Origin of the sequence: Streptomyces catenulae (assembly GCF_000718015.1) — a bacterium.
GTDB classification, from domain to species: Bacteria; Actinomycetota; Actinomycetes; order Streptomycetales; family Streptomycetaceae; genus Streptomyces; species Streptomyces catenulae.
Map to the genome: position 1 here is coordinate 17,324 of NZ_JODY01000044.1, position 14,989 is coordinate 32,312.

The 14,989-nt window shown below is 73.8% G+C and carries 14 protein-coding genes; 4 read left to right on the plus strand and 10 right to left on the minus strand.

The genetic code is table 11. From position 1 onward, the window contains the following. Window positions 1-5 precede the first annotated feature (5 nt). The gene (gene fxsA, locus IF23_RS0128260; RefSeq protein ID WP_030288649.1) at window positions 6-566 is read left to right on the plus strand and encodes an FxsA family membrane protein; all 561 of its coding nucleotides are present in this window, start codon (window positions 6-8) and stop codon (window positions 564-566) included. Window positions 567-726: 160 nt separating this feature from the next. Here fxsA and IF23_RS0128265 read toward each other — a convergent pair whose 3' ends face one another. The 4 genes from IF23_RS0128265 to yczE form a co-directional block, all read right to left on the minus strand. Then, on the minus strand, window positions 727-1,104 hold the full coding sequence (locus tag IF23_RS0128265; protein WP_026170122.1) for an RNA polymerase-binding protein RbpA: 378 nt from the start codon (window positions 1,102-1,104) through the stop codon (window positions 727-729). A 361-nt stretch (window positions 1,105-1,465) separates the two neighbouring features. Then, complete coding sequence (locus IF23_RS0128270; protein WP_030288654.1) at window positions 1,466-2,821, minus strand: MFS transporter; 1,356 nt, start codon at window positions 2,819-2,821, stop codon at window positions 1,466-1,468. Window positions 2,822-2,883: 62 nt separating this feature from the next. After that, window positions 2,884-3,684, minus strand: a complete 801-nt coding sequence (locus IF23_RS0128275; RefSeq protein ID WP_030288656.1) for a glycerophosphodiester phosphodiesterase family protein — start codon at window positions 3,682-3,684, stop codon at window positions 2,884-2,886. Beyond that, window positions 3,681-4,358 carry a membrane protein YczE gene (gene yczE, locus IF23_RS0128280; protein ID WP_030288657.1) on the minus strand — a complete coding sequence of 226 codons (678 nt, stop codon included), beginning with the start codon at window positions 4,356-4,358 and terminating at the stop codon, window positions 3,681-3,683. Before yczE ends, IF23_RS0128275 begins: the two co-directional genes overlap by 4 nt. A 106-nt stretch (window positions 4,359-4,464) precedes the next feature. On the opposite strand from yczE, the gene IF23_RS0128285 reads away from it, so the two are divergent. After that, window positions 4,465-5,970, plus strand: a complete 1,506-nt coding sequence (locus IF23_RS0128285) for an SCO1417 family PLP biosynthesis transcription factor (protein WP_030288658.1) — start codon at window positions 4,465-4,467, stop codon at window positions 5,968-5,970. 29 nt (window positions 5,971-5,999) lie between these two features. On the opposite strand, the gene IF23_RS0128290 is transcribed toward IF23_RS0128285, so the two are convergent. The 3 genes from IF23_RS0128290 to IF23_RS0128305 all read right to left on the minus strand — a co-directional run bounded on the left by IF23_RS0128290 (window position 6,000) and on the right by IF23_RS0128305 (window position 10,668). Next, window positions 6,000-7,880 (minus strand): ABC transporter ATP-binding protein, encoded by a 1,881-nt coding sequence (locus IF23_RS0128290; RefSeq protein WP_078654322.1) that lies wholly within the window; start codon window positions 7,878-7,880, stop codon window positions 6,000-6,002. Between the two features lie 728 nt (window positions 7,881-8,608). Then, window positions 8,609-10,255, minus strand: a complete 1,647-nt coding sequence (locus tag IF23_RS0128300) for an FtsK/SpoIIIE domain-containing protein (protein WP_107127043.1) — start codon at window positions 10,253-10,255, stop codon at window positions 8,609-8,611. A 218-nt stretch (window positions 10,256-10,473) separates the two neighbouring features. Next, entirely contained in the window at window positions 10,474-10,668 is a 195-nt protein-coding gene (locus IF23_RS0128305) for a hypothetical protein (RefSeq protein WP_030288662.1), read from the minus strand. A gap of 246 nt (window positions 10,669-10,914) precedes the next feature. On the opposite strand from IF23_RS0128305, the gene IF23_RS0128310 reads away from it, so the two are divergent. Next, entirely contained in the window at window positions 10,915-11,364 is a 450-nt protein-coding gene (locus IF23_RS0128310; RefSeq protein WP_030288663.1) for a YchJ family protein, read from the plus strand. A 33-nt stretch (window positions 11,365-11,397) separates the two neighbouring features. On the opposite strand, the gene IF23_RS0128320 is transcribed toward IF23_RS0128310, so the two are convergent. Together IF23_RS0128320 and ku are read right to left on the minus strand one after the other, a co-directional pair. Beyond that, window positions 11,398-11,772, minus strand: a complete 375-nt coding sequence (locus IF23_RS0128320; RefSeq protein WP_030288664.1) for an RNA-binding S4 domain-containing protein — start codon at window positions 11,770-11,772, stop codon at window positions 11,398-11,400. A gap of 119 nt (window positions 11,773-11,891) precedes the next feature. Continuing rightward, window positions 11,892-13,052 (minus strand): non-homologous end joining protein Ku, encoded by a 1,161-nt coding sequence (gene ku, locus IF23_RS0128325; protein ID WP_030288665.1) that lies wholly within the window; start codon window positions 13,050-13,052, stop codon window positions 11,892-11,894. A gap of 30 nt (window positions 13,053-13,082) precedes the next feature. Here ku and ligD (IF23_RS0128330) point away from each other — a divergent pair, with 30 nt between their 5' ends. Beyond that, on the plus strand, window positions 13,083-13,976 hold the full coding sequence (ligD, locus tag IF23_RS0128330) for a non-homologous end-joining DNA ligase (protein ID WP_030288666.1): 894 nt from the start codon (window positions 13,083-13,085) through the stop codon (window positions 13,974-13,976). A gap of 13 nt (window positions 13,977-13,989) precedes the next feature. On the opposite strand, the gene ligD (IF23_RS0128335) is transcribed toward ligD (IF23_RS0128330), so the two are convergent. Then, window positions 13,990-14,967 carry a non-homologous end-joining DNA ligase gene (gene ligD / locus IF23_RS0128335; protein WP_030288668.1) on the minus strand — a complete coding sequence of 326 codons (978 nt, stop codon included), beginning with the start codon at window positions 14,965-14,967 and terminating at the stop codon, window positions 13,990-13,992. Window positions 14,968-14,989 lie beyond the last annotated feature (22 nt).

The window sequence follows — 14,989 nt, forward strand, 5'->3', positions numbered from 1 at the left end:
GAGGCATGACGTTCGGAGCCACGCCCACGCCACCGCCCCACCCGCCCCGGCGCTCCGCCGCCCGCCGCTTCCTGCCGCTCGCGGTGATCGCCTGGTTGGTCCTGGAGGTCTGGCTGCTCCGGCTGGTGGCCGAGGCGGCCGGCGGCTGGACGGTCCTCCTGCTGCTGATCGCCGGGGTCGTCGCGGGCAGCTATGTGATCAAGCGGGCCGGTCGCCGGGCCTGGCGCCGGTTGGCCGAGTCGGTGCAGTCCGGTACGGCGCCCGAGCCCGCCAAGGACGGCGGCAACACCCTGCCGATGCTCGGCGGGCTGCTGCTGATCCTGCCCGGCATGGTCTCCGACGTACTGGGCCTGCTCTGCCTCTTCCCGCCGACCGGCAAGCTGATCCGCCGCCGCGCCGAGAAGCTGCTGACCGCCCGCGCCGCGCGCCCGGCGCCCGGCTCCCTCGGCGACGCCTTCCAGCAGGCGCGGATGCACCGGCCCGACGGCAAGGTCGTCCAGGGCGAGGTCATCCGCGACGACGAGCCGCCGCGCCCGCCCCGCCAGGACCCGCCGCTGACCCGCTGACCGGAGAGCCGGGCGCCGTTCGACGGGCCGGTCCGCGGGGGAGCGGGACCGGCCCGGGCGCCTCGGCTCTCCGGACATGCACGAGGGCCGGTGCCACCGAGTGGTGGCACCGGCCCTCGTGTGCTGCTGTGGTGCGCTACTGCGTCGGGAAGTCCGGTCGTCAGGCGGACTTGCGGTTGCTGTCGCGCGGATGCACGGCGATGTTCATGGTGCCGGAGCGCAGGACGGCCAGCCGTTCGGCCAGCACCTCCTCCAGCTCCTCGCGGGTGCGCCGCTCCATGAGCATGTCCCAGTGCGTACGCGCGGGCTTACCCTTCTTTTCCTCCGGGCCGTCGCCATCCACCAGAAGCGAGGGTGCGCCACATACCTTGCACTCCCACTCCGGCGGAATCTCGGCCTCAACCGAGAACGGCATCTCGAATCGATGTCCGTTCTGGCATGCGTACTCCACCGCCTGGCGCGGTGCCAGGTCGATGCCGCGGTCGGTCTCGTAGCTGGTCACCACGAGTCGCGTGCCGCGAAGAGCTCGCTCACTCATGAATCGTGCCTCCCGGGCTTGTCGCCCACAGGACAGGTGTCGCTGTCGTCGTCATCTGGTCAACGTCCGGTCGGCGGTGAAGATTCCCGAATTCGGGATGGATGCGCCCGCCCGTCACCGACCACCGTTCCTGACGGAGGCGCCGTACGCCGCTGCTCACCTTCACCACTCGCCCGCCTCCGCCGTGACGGAGACGCTGCGCGCCGCTGCCTACCTTCGTGCCGCCCCTTGTTGTACCCACCAGCGCCCGTTTTGTCACATCTGATGTGAGATGTCACCCAGCGCCCATGTCTCTTGAACGCGCAGTAACGGTCCGCCTGGTGAGCCAAAGGCGTATACTACCGCGCCACCACCGCCGAAACTAAATCCGGTCCGGTACGGGATTCCCCGCCGCCGCCACGGCCCGCCGCATCGGGACCCGCGCCAGCAGGACGAATCCCACCACGAAGAACACCCCCAGCGACGCGATGGCCAGCCGGTAGCTCCCCGTCAGCTGGTACGCCACCCCGAACACCAACGGCCCCAGCCAGCTCACGCCACGGTCGCTGATCTCGTACGCGGAGAAGTACTCCGCCTCCTTGCCGCGCGGCACCACATGGGAGAAGAGCGAGCGCGAAAGCGCCTGACTGCCGCCCAGAACCAGGCCGATGGCCGCGGCCAGCGCGTAGAACCACACCGGCTCCCCGGGCGGCAGCGCGCACCCCGCGACGATCGTCGCCGTCCACGCCACCAGCGAACCGAGAACCGTGCGCTGTGCGCCGTACCGCCGGGCCAGCCGCCCCATCGCCAGCGCCCCGGCCGCCGCCAGCACCTGCACCAGCAGGACCGAGACGATCAGCGTCGTCTGGTCGAGGCCCAGCTCCTGCGAGCCGTAGACCGACGCCTGGGTGATGACCGTCTGCACGCCGTCGTTGTAGACGAGGTACGCCAGCAGGAAGGCGAGGGTGAGCGGGTGGGCGCGCATGTCGCGGAGGGTGGCGCGCAACTGGGCCAGGCCCTGACCGAGCACCGCGGGGCCGTTTGGCCCGGGGCGCTCCGGCGTCCGGTCCGCCCAGCGGTCGCGGAGTCTGCGCAGCGGAATGACCGAGAACAGCCCCCACCACAGGCCGGATGACGCCAGACAGATCCGGATCGCGGCGCCCTCGGTCAGACCGAAGGAGGCGTGCGCGCCGTACAGCACCAGATGGGCGATGAGCGCCAGACCGGCCGCGGCGTAGCCGAACGCCCAGCCGCGGGTGGAGACCGCGTCGCGCTCCTCGGGCCCCGCGATCTGCGGCAGATAGGAGTTGTAGAGCATCATCGAGACCACGAACGCGACGTTCGCGACGATCAGCAGCGCCCCGCCCAGCAGATAGCGGGTGCCCTCCAGCCAGAACATCCCGGCCGTCGCCACCGACCCGGTCACCGTGCAGAGGCCGAGCAGCGGCTTCTTCCGGCCCGTCCGGTCGGCCACCGCCCCGGCGAGCGGCATCGCCAGCACCGACAGCAGCAGCGACGCCGAGACGGTGTACGCGAAGAACGAGCCGGGGCGCACCGGTATCCCGAGCGGGTGGACGAAGCCGTCCGGACCCGCGGCCGCCTGCGCGATCGAGGTCAGATAGGGGCCCAGGAAGACCGTCAGCACGGTCGTGGAGTAGACGCTGTTGGCCCAGTCGTACCAGTACCAGCCGCGCTGTTCGCGGCGGAGCGCGGTGAGCCGCGCGGGTTGTTCGTCCACGGTCGGTGCGTGCACCGCCCACCCCCGTCTTTCCCCCCGGCGGCACGACCGGGCGCCGGGGGTCAGAGCCAGGCGTTCCGTCCGGTCAGCACCGCACGCAGTGTGTCGATGTGATCGGTCATGATGCCATCCACACCAAGATCCAACAGCGCGGCCATCCGGCCGGGGTCGTTCACCGTCCACACATGCACCTGGAGCCCCCGCGCATGCGCCGCGCGGACGAACCGCCGGTCCGTCACCGGGATCCCCGCCTGCCGCTCCGGCACCTGCACACACACCGCGCTGCGCCGCACCGCCGCGCCCAGCAGCCGGTCCAGCGGCAGCGACGCCGGGCCCAGCGAGCGCAGCCGCAGCCCGGCCACGCCCCGGGTGCCCAGCGACGTCGCCAACCGCGCCCCGGCCCGCCGCTGCGCCCGGGCCACCCGCGCCTCGGAGAACGAGCCGACGCAGACCCGGTCCCAGGCGTCCGTCCGCCGCACCAACTCCACCAGCGGCTCCAGCGCCGCCTCCGCCTTCAGATCGACGTTCCAGCGCGCCCCGGGGAACTCCGTCAGCAGGTCCTCGAAGAGCGGCAGCGGCTCCCGCCCGGCGACCCGGGCGCGGGACACCGCCCGCCACGGCAGCTCCCCGATCGCGCCCCGCCCGTCGGTGACCCGCTCCAGCGTCGCGTCGTGGAAGGCCACCAGCCTGCCGTCCGAGGTGGCGTGCACATCGGTCTCCAGGTAGCGGTAGCCGCCCGCGACCGCGCGCCGGAACGCCGCGGCGGTGTTCTCCAGACCGTCCGCCGCCCCGCCGCGGTGCGCGAAGGGCAGCGGCGCGGGGTGGTCGAGGTACGGATGGCGGGGGCGGGTCGCGGCGGTCATTCGGTCATTGTCACCGGTGCGGCCGGGGCGTCAGCGCCCGCCACCACCCGCGACGGCTCCGGCGGCAGCCCCTTGATCGCGAAACGGCGCAGGAAGAACTGGGCCAGCGGGCCGATCGCCAGGGCGTACAGGACGGTGCCCGCGCCGACCGAGCCGCCGAGCAGGAAGCCCACGGCGAGGACGGTCACCTCGATGCAGGTCCGCACCAGGCGCACCGGCCGTCCGGTCCGCCGGTGCAGCCCGGTCATCAGACCGTCGCGCGGCCCCGGACCGAACCGCGCCGAGATGTACAGCCCGGTCGCCGCGCCGTTGACCAGCACCGCGAGGCACAGCAGCGGGATCCGGACGGCCAGCGCCCGCGGGGTGGGCAGGAGCGACAGGGTGGCGTCCATGACCAGGCCCAGCACGATGACGTTGGAGACGGTGCCGAGCCCGGGGCGCTGCCGCAGCGGTATCCACAGCAGCAGGATCAGCGCACCGGTGATGATGGTGACCGTCCCCATCGTCAGCCCGGTGTGCACCGAGATGCCCTGGTTGAGCACGCTCCACGGCTCCAGTCCCAGACCGGCGCGGAGCTGGAGCGCCATGCTCACGCCGTAGAGCACCAGACCCGTGTAGAGCTGTACGAGCCGACGCGGCAGAAATGTCCCCGGCGTCTTGTGCGCCTCGTCCATGGACAACGAACTTCCCCCTCCTGGCAGGATTGGACCGACGCGTGCCACCATGTGGCAGGCGGGGACGGGTCATCGAGAGCCAATCGGGGAAAGGTGGACTGCAATCATGGCGCAGTGGACTTCGGCGGTGGGTGCTCCGCAGCTCGCCCGGCTGCTCCGGTCGCAGGACCCGAGGGACGCCGAACTGACCGCCACCGGACGCCGGTTGCCCGCCTACCGCAGCCTCGCCGACGGCGTCCGCCTGCTCGTCCTGGAGGGGCGCATCCCGGTCGCCGCCCGGCTGCCCGCCGAACGCGAACTGGCCGGTGCCCTCGGCGTCAGCCGCACCACCGTCGCCGCCGCCTACGAGGCGCTGCGCGCCGAAGGCTTCCTGGAGTCCCGCCGCGGCTCCGGCAGCTGGACCGCCGTACCCGCCGGGAGCCCGCTGCCCACCCGCGGGCTGGAGCCGCTGCCGCCGGAGGCCGGTGGATCCATGATCGACCTGGGGTGCGCGGCGCTCCCGGCGCCCGAGCCGTGGCTGACCCGCGCCGTCCAGGGCGCCATGACCGACCTGCCGCTCTACGCCCACACCCACGGCGACTACCCCGCGGGCCTGCCCGTGCTGCGTCAGGCGCTCGCCGACCGCTACACCGCCCGCGGCATCCCCACCATGCCCGAGCAGATCATGGTCACCACGGGCGCGATGGGCGCCGTCGCCGCCATCTGCAAGCTCTGCACGAGCCCCGGCGAACGCGTCGCCGTCGACTCCCCGTCGTACGCCAACATCCTCCAGCTGATGCGGGACGCGGGCGCCCGGCTGGTGCCGGTGGCGCTCACCGAGCGGCTGGGCGGCTGGGACATCCCCGCCTGGCGCCAGGTGATGCGGGACGCCGCGCCGCGTATGGCGTACGTCGTCGCCGACTTCCACAACCCCACCGGCACCCTCGCCACCGAGGACCAGCGCCGCCGCATGGTCGACGCGGCCCGCGCGGCCGGTACGCTCCTCGTCGTCGACGAGACCATGACCGAACTGCGGCTGGACGACGACCCCGAGCCGCCGCGCCCGGTCTGCGCGTTCGACCCGGCGGGCAGCTCCGTCATCACCGTCGGCTCGGCCAGCAAGGCGTTCTGGGCCGGGATGCGGATCGGCTGGGTGCGCGCCGCGCCCGATCTGATCCGCAGTCTGGTCGCCGCCCGCGCCTACTCCGATCTGGGCTCACCCGTCCTCGAACAGCTCGCCATCGCCTCGCTGCTGGGGTCCGGCGGCTGGGAGGAGGCGGTCGCCATCCGCCGCGACGAGGCCCGCCGCAACCGCGACGCGATCGTCGGCGCGCTCCGCCGGGCGCTGCCCGACTGGGAGTTCACCGTGCCGCACGGCGGCCTCACGCTCTGGGTGCGCACCGGCGGGCTGTCCGGCTCCCGGATCGCCGAGGCGGGGGAGCGGCTGGGGGTGCGGGTGCCGTCCGGGCCGCGGTTCGGCGTCGACGGCGCCTTCGAGGGGTACGTACGGCTGCCGTTCACGGTCGGCGGCGCGGTCGCCGAGGAGGCCGCCGACCGGCTGGCGCACGCGGCCCGGCTGGTGGCCGGTGGCCACACCACCGGCGTGGAGACGGTGCGGACGCTGGTCGCCTGAGCCCGCCCGGTCCGCTCACCCGGGCGTCCTCACTCCCGCCCTTCGAACAGCTCCGCGTACAGGCCGCCGCGGGCCAGGAGCTGGGGGTGGGTGCCGGATTCGGTGAGGTGGCCGTCGTCGAGGACGAGGATGTGGTCGGCGGCGACGGCCAGATCGAGGTCGTGGGTGATCACCAGGGTGGTGCGCCCGGCGGCGAGGTGGTGCAGCGGCGCCAGGATGCGTTGGGCGGCGAGGGTGTCGAGCCCGGTCGTGGGCTCGTCGAGGATGAGGACCGGGGCGTCGCGGAGCATGGCGCGGGCGATGGCGACGCGCTGGAGCTGACCGCCGGAGAGGGCGGCGGTGGACGGGGCGATGACCGTGTCGTAGCCGTCCGGGAGGGCGCTGACGAAGCCGTGCGCGTCGGCGGCGCGGGCGGCCCGGGTGACCTCGTCGTGGGTCGGGGTGGGGGCATCGCGGCCGCAGGCGATGTTGCGCTCGATGGTGTCGTGGAGGACGAGCGTCTCCTGGGGGAGCAGCGTGATGTTGCGGCGTAGATCGCTCAGGGGCAGGCGGTCGATCGGGATCCCGTCGAGGCGGATGGTGCCGGTGTCCGGGTCGTAGAAGCGCAGGAGGAGGGCGGCGAGGGTGGACTTTCCGGCGCCGCTGGGGCCGGTGACGACCACGAAGTCGCCGGGGCGGGCGGTGAAGGAGAGGGAGCTGAGGGCGGCGTGCTGGGAGGAGTGGGGGTAGCGGAACGTGACGTCGTCGACGAGGAGTTCGCCGTGGGCGCGGTCCGGGAGGGGGACGGCGCGGGACGGGGGCGGGTCGGCGACGGCGGGGTGGGCGTCGAGGACCTCCAGCAGCCGGTCGGCGGCGGCGGTGGCGGCGGTGGCGGTGAGCCCGAGTTGGCCGAGGGAGCGGATCGGCGGATAGAGGTAGCCGATGAACGCGGCGAAGGCGAGGAGCTGCCCGAGGGTCAACCGGCCCGCCGAGATCTCCCAGGCCCCCAGACCGATGATGGCCAGCACACAGAGCGTCTCCAGGACCTCGATGAACTGGTCGTAGAGGGCGCCGATGCGGGCGCTGGCGACGGAGGCGCGCAGCCAGCGGCGGGCTTCCCTGACCAGGCGTTCCTCCTCGTCCCGCTGGCGGTTGTACGCCTGGGTGAGGACGACGTTGACCAGCGTCTCCTCGACGACGGAGGTGAGGGCGCCGTCGGCGGCCCGCTGGCGGCGGGTGACCTGGCGGATCCGGCCGGTGAAGCGGCGGGTGGCGAAGTAGAAGAGCGGGGCGGCGATGAAGGTGGCGAGGGCCAGTTCCCAGCGCAGCCAGAGGGCGGCGGCGCCGTAGAAGAGGGTGGCGAAGAGGGCCGCGGAGGCGCCCACCACCCCGCTGACGACGAGCCGTTCGATGGCGTCGATGTCGCCGGTCAGCCGCTCCACCAGGTCGCCGCGGCGGTTGCGTTGGAAGAAGTGCGGCGGCAGCTTCTGGAGATGGGAGAAGACCCGGGCGCGCAGGCGCAGCAGGAAGCGTTCCGCGATCCAGGCGGCGAGGGAGTTGCCGAGATAGCCGACGGCGGCGCCGAGGACCGCCACCGCGAGCCAGGCGCCTGCCGGGCTCCAGAAGGCGCTGACCGAGCCCTTCGCCAGCGCATGGTCGGTGAGTTCGGCGAAGAGCAGGATCGCGGCGGTCTCGGTGAGGGCGGTGACGACGGCGCACCCGATCACCGTCAGCAGCCAGCGACGGTCGCCCCGGGTCAGCGGCCAGAAGCGGTGGAACGCCTCCACGGGCCCGACATGACGCGTCAGAATGGGCGCCTCGCCGGGGAGTTGGGTCCGCGGCGAGGAGGGGCGGCGTGCCTCCGGGGGTGTGGTGAGAGGCGCGGCGGGGGTGGCGAGCGGGTCCGTTTCGGACCGGCGGTCGTGGACCATGCGTCGCTCCTGGCCGTTGGCGGTGTCCGCCGCGGTCGCCCTTCCCCGTCCGGCCGTCGGGCGTCTTGGCCGCACGGCCGTCAGCCTGCCGCCGGTCGCGGCGGTCGCCGTGCGGCGGTGTGACGGAGGGGCGCGGGACCGCGGTGTGCGGTGGACGGCAGCGCACGAGGCCGACCCGCGTGGGATGTGCGGGCCCGCCTCGCCGTGTGCCTCGGGTCGGTGAATCCGAAGCACATTTCACATGACCGTCAACGGATAACGGGAAATCCGCGACGACGGGTCAGATGGTCACCTGCGGAAGCCGCCGTGGCCGCCTCCCCATCCACCGCGACCACCGTCGTCGCGTCCGCCGTATCCGCCACGTCCGCCACGTCCGCCGAAGTCATCGCCTCGGCCGCCGCCGTAACCGTGGTCTCCGTAACCGCCGCCGCCGTGTCCGCCGCGGTCGTTACGGATGCGGGGGAAGAACACCTTGAAGGTCATCTCTGCCTCCAGTGATCGGATACCGCCGCGGCTTTCCCGGACCGTGCTCCGGTGGCGATTCGGCGCGCCCGTCAGGGCGTTCTCTGCGGTTCGTCCCGACGGAACGTCTGCACCGCGACACTTCCGACACTACGACGGGCCCCCGACCCCAACAAGGGCATTACGTGAAAATTAGACAAAATGCGCAAAGTGCCGCAGGGGTGCGGGTGGTCGCCGCCGGGCCGGGGGCGCGCCGGATGCGGCCGTCAGCCCTCCGCGCCCGCCGCCCGTACGGTGCCGTGGACCGGGTACGCGTCCGTCCGGCCGGGGGGCTGTGCCGCCTCCCCGGGGTGCGGGGGTGTCTTCGTCATCCGCACCGGGCGACCGGCCGACCGCTCCCCGGCGGGCACGGTGCGCTCCGGCAGCAGCGCCAGGACCGCCCGCCGTTCGGCCTCGCCCGCCGTCTCGTCGTGCGGATCCGGCGTCGCCGGGACCTGGAGGCGCAGGACCGGGCCGGCGCCCAGCCGGGCGTAACCGCGGCCGGGCGGCACCACCGGTGTCGGGGTGGTGTGCGGTTCGGCGCCCAGCACCATGCGGAGCGCGTCCGGCGCCGCGGGCCCGAGCACCACCCGGGCGCGGGTGGTGTGCACCCGTACCGGATCGCTCAGCAGGTCGGCGTTGTCGAACTGTTCGGCCACCACCACCGTGACCTGCGCCGCGCGGCCGTGCCGCAGCGGCACCTGGAGCAGCCGCTGCGGATCGTCATGGCCCTCGGCGGCGGCCAGATGGGTCAGCGCGGTGGGCCGGTCGGCGAGGATCCACAGCGGGCGGCGGGTGTCGTCGGGGGCCGGTTCGCCCGCCTGACGGGCCCGGCTGGTGGCGAGGAGACGCCGTTCGGTCTCCTGCGCCGCCCACGCCAGCGTCGCCAGCGCCCCCGACGGCCCGCTCTCCACCCCGAGCACCCCGGCGCGCCCGGCCAGCGCCCCGAACTCGCCGGTGCCGCCGCCGTCGATGATCAGCACATCGCCGTGGAGCAACGCCTGGAGCGCCAGCGACCGCAGCAGCGTCGTGGTGCCGGACCCGGGCTGCCCCAGGACCAGCAGATGCGGTTCGGTCGAACGCGCCCCGGAGCGCCAGACCACCGGCGGCTCGTCCCAGGTCACCTCGCCGTCGGTGACCGGCAGCGTCCGCTGCACCGACTCCGGATCGGTGAAGCCGAGCACCGTCTCGCCGGGCCCGGTCACGAACCGCTGCGCGGTGATGTCGGTGGGCAGCGCCTCCAGGACGGTCAGCGTCAGCGTGTTCGCCTCCTCGTCCCAGTCGAAGCGGTACTCCCGGCCGCGCCCCGCCTTCGCGTGCAGCACCTGCTCGATCCGGGCCCGGGCCGCGGGCTCGCCGTCGGTGAAGTACGCCGGGTAGCGCAGGTGCAGCTGCTCGATCCGCCCGTCGTCGTCGAAGGCGTACGCCTCGAACGGCGCCGCCCAGTCGCCGCCGTACGTGTACAGCGGCTCGGGGTCGCCGTCCCCGGCGAAGTACGGGACGAGCGCCTCGTACAGCACACGGAGCCGGGCCGACTCCGCCTCGCCCGGGCCGGTGGGCGCGGGCGAGCGGTCCCGTCCGGCCCAGGCGGCGGCGCCCATCACCGTGAGCAGTCCGAGCAGCGGGCCGTACGGTGCCAGCGCCACGGCGAGGATGCAGGCGCCGGTCAGGAAGCACATCGGGGCGCGCCGCTCCTGGGGCGTGGCGCGCCAGCGCTGCCCGGCGGAGACGGCGAGGCGGCGCAGTCCGCGGCTGAGGGTGATCAGCGGATGGAAGATGTCGCCCGCGCCGTCGGCTGCGGTGCGGGCCAGCTCACGGCCACGGGTGAGCGGCGCGCGGTCGGTCAGGATGCGGGGCAGAGGACGCCGGGCCACATGGGTCTCCTGGGGTCGTACGCGGAGGTGGGGCGGCCCGGCGGGGGAGCGGGGCCGGGGACCGGCGGGGCAGGCGCCGGGGCGGGGGAGTGTGGCGCCGGGCGGGTACCGGAAGGTCCCGCCCGGCGGCCGGATGTGACGTTACGGACACCGGGGCCGGGCCCGGCGGGGGACACGCCCTGGGGCGTGCCGTCCGCCGGGTCCCGTCCGAACGGCCGCTAGATCCGGAGCCCTCCCAGGAGGCTGGCGAGGCTCGCGCCGCCCGCCTTGATGCTCGGGGCGATGGCGGAGCCCGCCAGGTAGAAGCCGAAGAGCGCGCAGATCAGGGCGTGCGAGGCCTTGAGGCCGTCCTTGCGGAAGAAGAGGAAGACGATGACGCCGAGCAGGATCACACCGGAAATGGACAGAATCATGAGGTTCTCTCCTGGGAGGAGGTGGGACGGTCACCATGAGTTCTTCCAACCTCACAGGACGTACCAAGCCAGGAAAAGCCGCAAAAGAGTGATTTGTCGTTGAATCCGTTCATATGGCCGCACGGAAAATCGGCCTGGTGTCCGGGTACGGCCCCTCCGGACAGCGACCCCGCCGCCATCCGGGCGGAATCGTGCGCGGTACGGCCCCGCCTCCGGGCCCGCGCGTCCGACCTGCACAATCGAAGCGTGTCGAAGAAGTCGAAGAAGCCCAAGGGCGCACCCCGCCGCCCCGCCGCCCGCCCCGCCCTCACCGCCGCGGACCCCTGCCCCTGCGGCCGGGACGCGGTCTACGGCGACTGCTGTGCGCCGTTCCACCGGGGCGACGCCGCCGCCCCGACCGCCGAGCGGCTGATGCGCTCGCGCTACGCCGCCTTCGCCACCGGGGACACCGCCTACCTGCTGCGCACCTGGCACCCCTCGACCCGCCCGGCCACCCTCGACCTCGACGCCGAGCGCCGGTGGACCGGCCTGGACATCCTCGCCACCACCGGCGGCAGCGCCTTCCACACCGAGGGCACGGTGGAGTTCTGCGCCCACTCCACCTGGCGCGGCACCGCCGACAGCCAGCACGAGAACAGCCGCTTCGTCCGCGAGGACGGCGCCTGGGTGTACGTGGACGCGCTCGACGGACCGTGAACCACCGGGCCCGCCCGGGCCGTCCGCCCCGGCTCAGCGGCCCCGCAGCTGCTCGATCTCGCGGCGGTCCCGCTTGGTGGGACGGCCGGTGCCCCGGTCCCGGACCGCGACGACCGGTGCCTGGGCGCGCGGCGGCTCGGGCGGGGTGTTGTCGACGTAGCACTCCGCGGCCACGGGCGCCCCCACCCGCTTGCGCACCAGCCGCGAGACCACCACGATCCGCTCCCGCCCGGCGTACCGCAGCCGCACCTCGTCGCCGGTGCGCACGGTGGACGCGGGCTTCACCCGCTCGCCGTTGACCCGGACATGGCCCGCCCGGCAGGCGGACGCCGCCAGCGACCGGGTCTTGGTGAGCCGGACCGACCAGATCCAGCTGTCGATGCGGGTGTTCCCCTCGTCTGAAGCCATGCTCCGACTCTAGAACGCCGGGGTGACAGCGGGCGCCGAGGTCCCGGCGCGGAGCCGCCGCCCGACGGCCGCGCCACCCCCGACGACCGGGCCGGACGGGCGCGCCGTACCCGCCCCGCTCACGCCGAGGTGCGCTTCGAGCCGCCCTTGGCCGACGCTTTCGCGCCGCCCGACGCGGCGGTCCCGGTGGCCTTCTTCGCCCCGGAATCCTTCGCCGTACGCTTCGCGGCCGACTTCTTCGCGGTGCTCTTCTTGGTGGTGGCCTTCTTCGCCGCCGGGCCCGAACCGCCGGATCCCGCGGCCGACTCCGTCCGGCTGCCCGTCGTCTTCGCCGCCGCCCGCTTCCGGCCCGACGTCCCCGAGGATCCCGCGGCCGTCTTCCGGCCCGCGGACGCCGACTTCTTCGCGCCCGTACCGCCCGTGGTGCTCTTGCGGCCGCGGATCGGGGTGACGGTCGCGTCCGCCTCCTCCCCGGAGCCGTCGTCCGCCCCGGTCTCCTCGCCGCGCCCTTCCCGCGCCGCCCGGACGCTGCTCTCCAACGCCGCCATCAGGTCGATCACCTGGCCGCCGGAGGTGCCCGCGGTCTCCGGGGCGGCCGGTTCGCCGCCCTCCAGCTTCGCGGCGACCAGATTCTCCACCGCCTTGCGGTAGTCGTCGTGCAGCTCGTCCGGGTCCAGCTCCCCCAGGGAGTCCATCAACGTCTCGGCCAGCGTCAGTTCGCTGTCGCGGATCTCGACGTCGTCCGGCGCCACCCCGGCCGTCGAACGGATCTGGTCCGGCCACAGCAGGGCATGCATCACGATCGCCCCGTCGTGCGCCCGCAGCATCGCCAGCGTCTCCCGGCCGTGCATCGCCACCTTCCCGACGGCGACCTTCCCGTGGTGCTCCAGCGCCTCCCGCAGCAGCGTGTACGGCTTGGTGGCGGTGGGACCGTTGGGGCCGAGGTAGTAGGCCCGGTCCATCTGGAGCGGGTCGATCTCACCGGCGTCCAGGAACGCCAGGATGGTCAGCGTCTTCGTGGTGGGCAGCGGCAGATGGGACAGGTCCTCGTCGGTGATCGGCACGATCGTGTCGTCGGTGGCCCGGTACCCCCGGCCGATCTCCTCGTTGGGGACCTCCTCGCCGTCCAGCTCACAGACCTTGCGGTACTGGATGCGTCCGCCGTCCTTCTCGTGGATACGGACGAAGGAGACCGAGGTGCTGCGGTCCGTCGCGCTGTAGGTCTTCACGGGGATGCTGACCAGGCCGAAGGAGATGGCACCGTTCCATACAGATCGCATCATTCATCCCTTGTGTGGGATTCTCATCGTATGTCGCCGATAACCGTCGTGGAGGGACGGCGTCTCTCGCTCACCCGCCTCGACAAGGTCCTCTATCCGGAGACCGGCACCACCAAGGGCGAGGTCCTGCACTACGTCACCACCACGGCGGGCGCGCTGCTCGCCCACCTCCACGACCGTCCGGTCTCCTTCCTGCGCTACCCCGACGGACCCGACGGCGAGCGCTTCTTCACCAAGAACGTGCCGCCCGGTACGCCCGCCTGGGTGAAGACCTGCGAGGTCCCGTCGCGCTCCGCACAGTCCCGGCGGCAGGTGCTGCTCCAGGACCTCGCCTCCCTGGTGTGGGCCGCCAACCTCGTCGTCGAACTGCACGCGCCCCAGTGGACCCGCGACACCCCGGGCACCGCCGACCGCCTCGTCCTCGACCTCGACCCGGGCGCCCCCGCCACCCTCGTCGAATGCTGCGCCGTCGCCCGCTGGCTGCGCGAGCGGCTCGCCGCCGACGGGCTGTACGCCTGCGCCAAGACCAGCGGCTCCAAGGGGCTGCACCTGCTCGCCCCCATCGAACCCGCCCCCTCCGACACCACCACCGCCTACGCCCACGCCCTCGCCGTCGAGGCGGCCGCCGCGTTCCCGGACCTGGTCACCGCGAGGATGCGCAAGGACCTCCGCCCCGGCAAGGTCTTCCTCGACTACTCACAGAACGCCGCCGCCAAGACCACCGCCTGCGCCTACACCCTGCGGGCCCGCGCCACCCCCACCGTCTCCACGCCCGTCACCTGGGACGAGGTCGCCACCTGCACCGACCCGGCCCAACTCACCTTCCTCTTCGACGAGATCGCCGGACGCCGCGCCCGCCACGGCGACCTCTTCGCCCCGCTGCTCAACCCCAACCGCGCGCATCCGCTGCCCCGCACCGCCTGACCGCGTACGGCGCTCACCCCAGCCGCGTCAGATCCGGCCGCAGCCGCTGCCACACCGGATGCCGCAGCCGCCCGGCCTCCGTCCACGACGACGCCGTCACCTCGGCGACCAGCCGCGGCTCCACCCAGCGGGCCCCCGCCACCCCGACCGGCCCCGCGAACGGCGACCCCGCACGCGCCAGCACCTCCAGATACCCGGCCAGCTCCCGCCGCTCCCGCAGCGACAGCCCCGACCCCACCGCCCCCGCGAACCGCAGCCCCTCGGGCGCGTCCGTACCGACCAGCACCGCCCCCGGCAGCCCCCGCAGCCCGCCGAGCCCCGGCGTCCAGCCGCCGATCACCACGTCCAGCGTCTCCACCCGCTTCGTCTTCCGCCACTGCGCCGACCGGACCCCCGGCGTGTACGGGGAGTCCAGCCGCTTGGCGACCACCCCCTCCAGCCCCGCCCGCACCACCGCGTCCCACGCCTCGGCGGCGTGCCCGGGCAGCGCCGCCGGTACCGACCACGCCGGGGCGGACAGCTCCAGACCGGCCAGCACCCGGCGCCGCTCCCGGTACGGCCGCGCCAGCAGCGACCGCCCGTCGAGGTGGAGCACGTCGAAGAGGACCAGCTCCACGGGCGTCTCGCGCGCCAGCCGGGCCGCCCGCCGCGCATCGGCCACCCCCATCCGGTGCTGCAACCGCCCGAAGTCCGGCCGCCCCGCCGCGTCCGGGGCCACCACCTCACCGTCGAGGACGAGGGTGTGCCCGCGCGCGCCGTCCGCCGGGACCAGCAGCTCCGGGTAGGTCGCCGTCAGCTCGTTCCCGGCCCGCGACACCGGCCGTACGCTCCCGTCGTCCGTCACGGTCAGGATGCACCGCACCCCGTCCCACTTGACCTCGAACGCCCAGCCGTCGTCCGGTACGGGCAGCGGCCCCGGCACCGCCAGCATCGGCGTGATCACCGGCGGCGCACCGCCGGGGGAGCGGCCGGGGTCCGTGGAATCCGCCATACCCCGATGGTCGGCCGCCCGG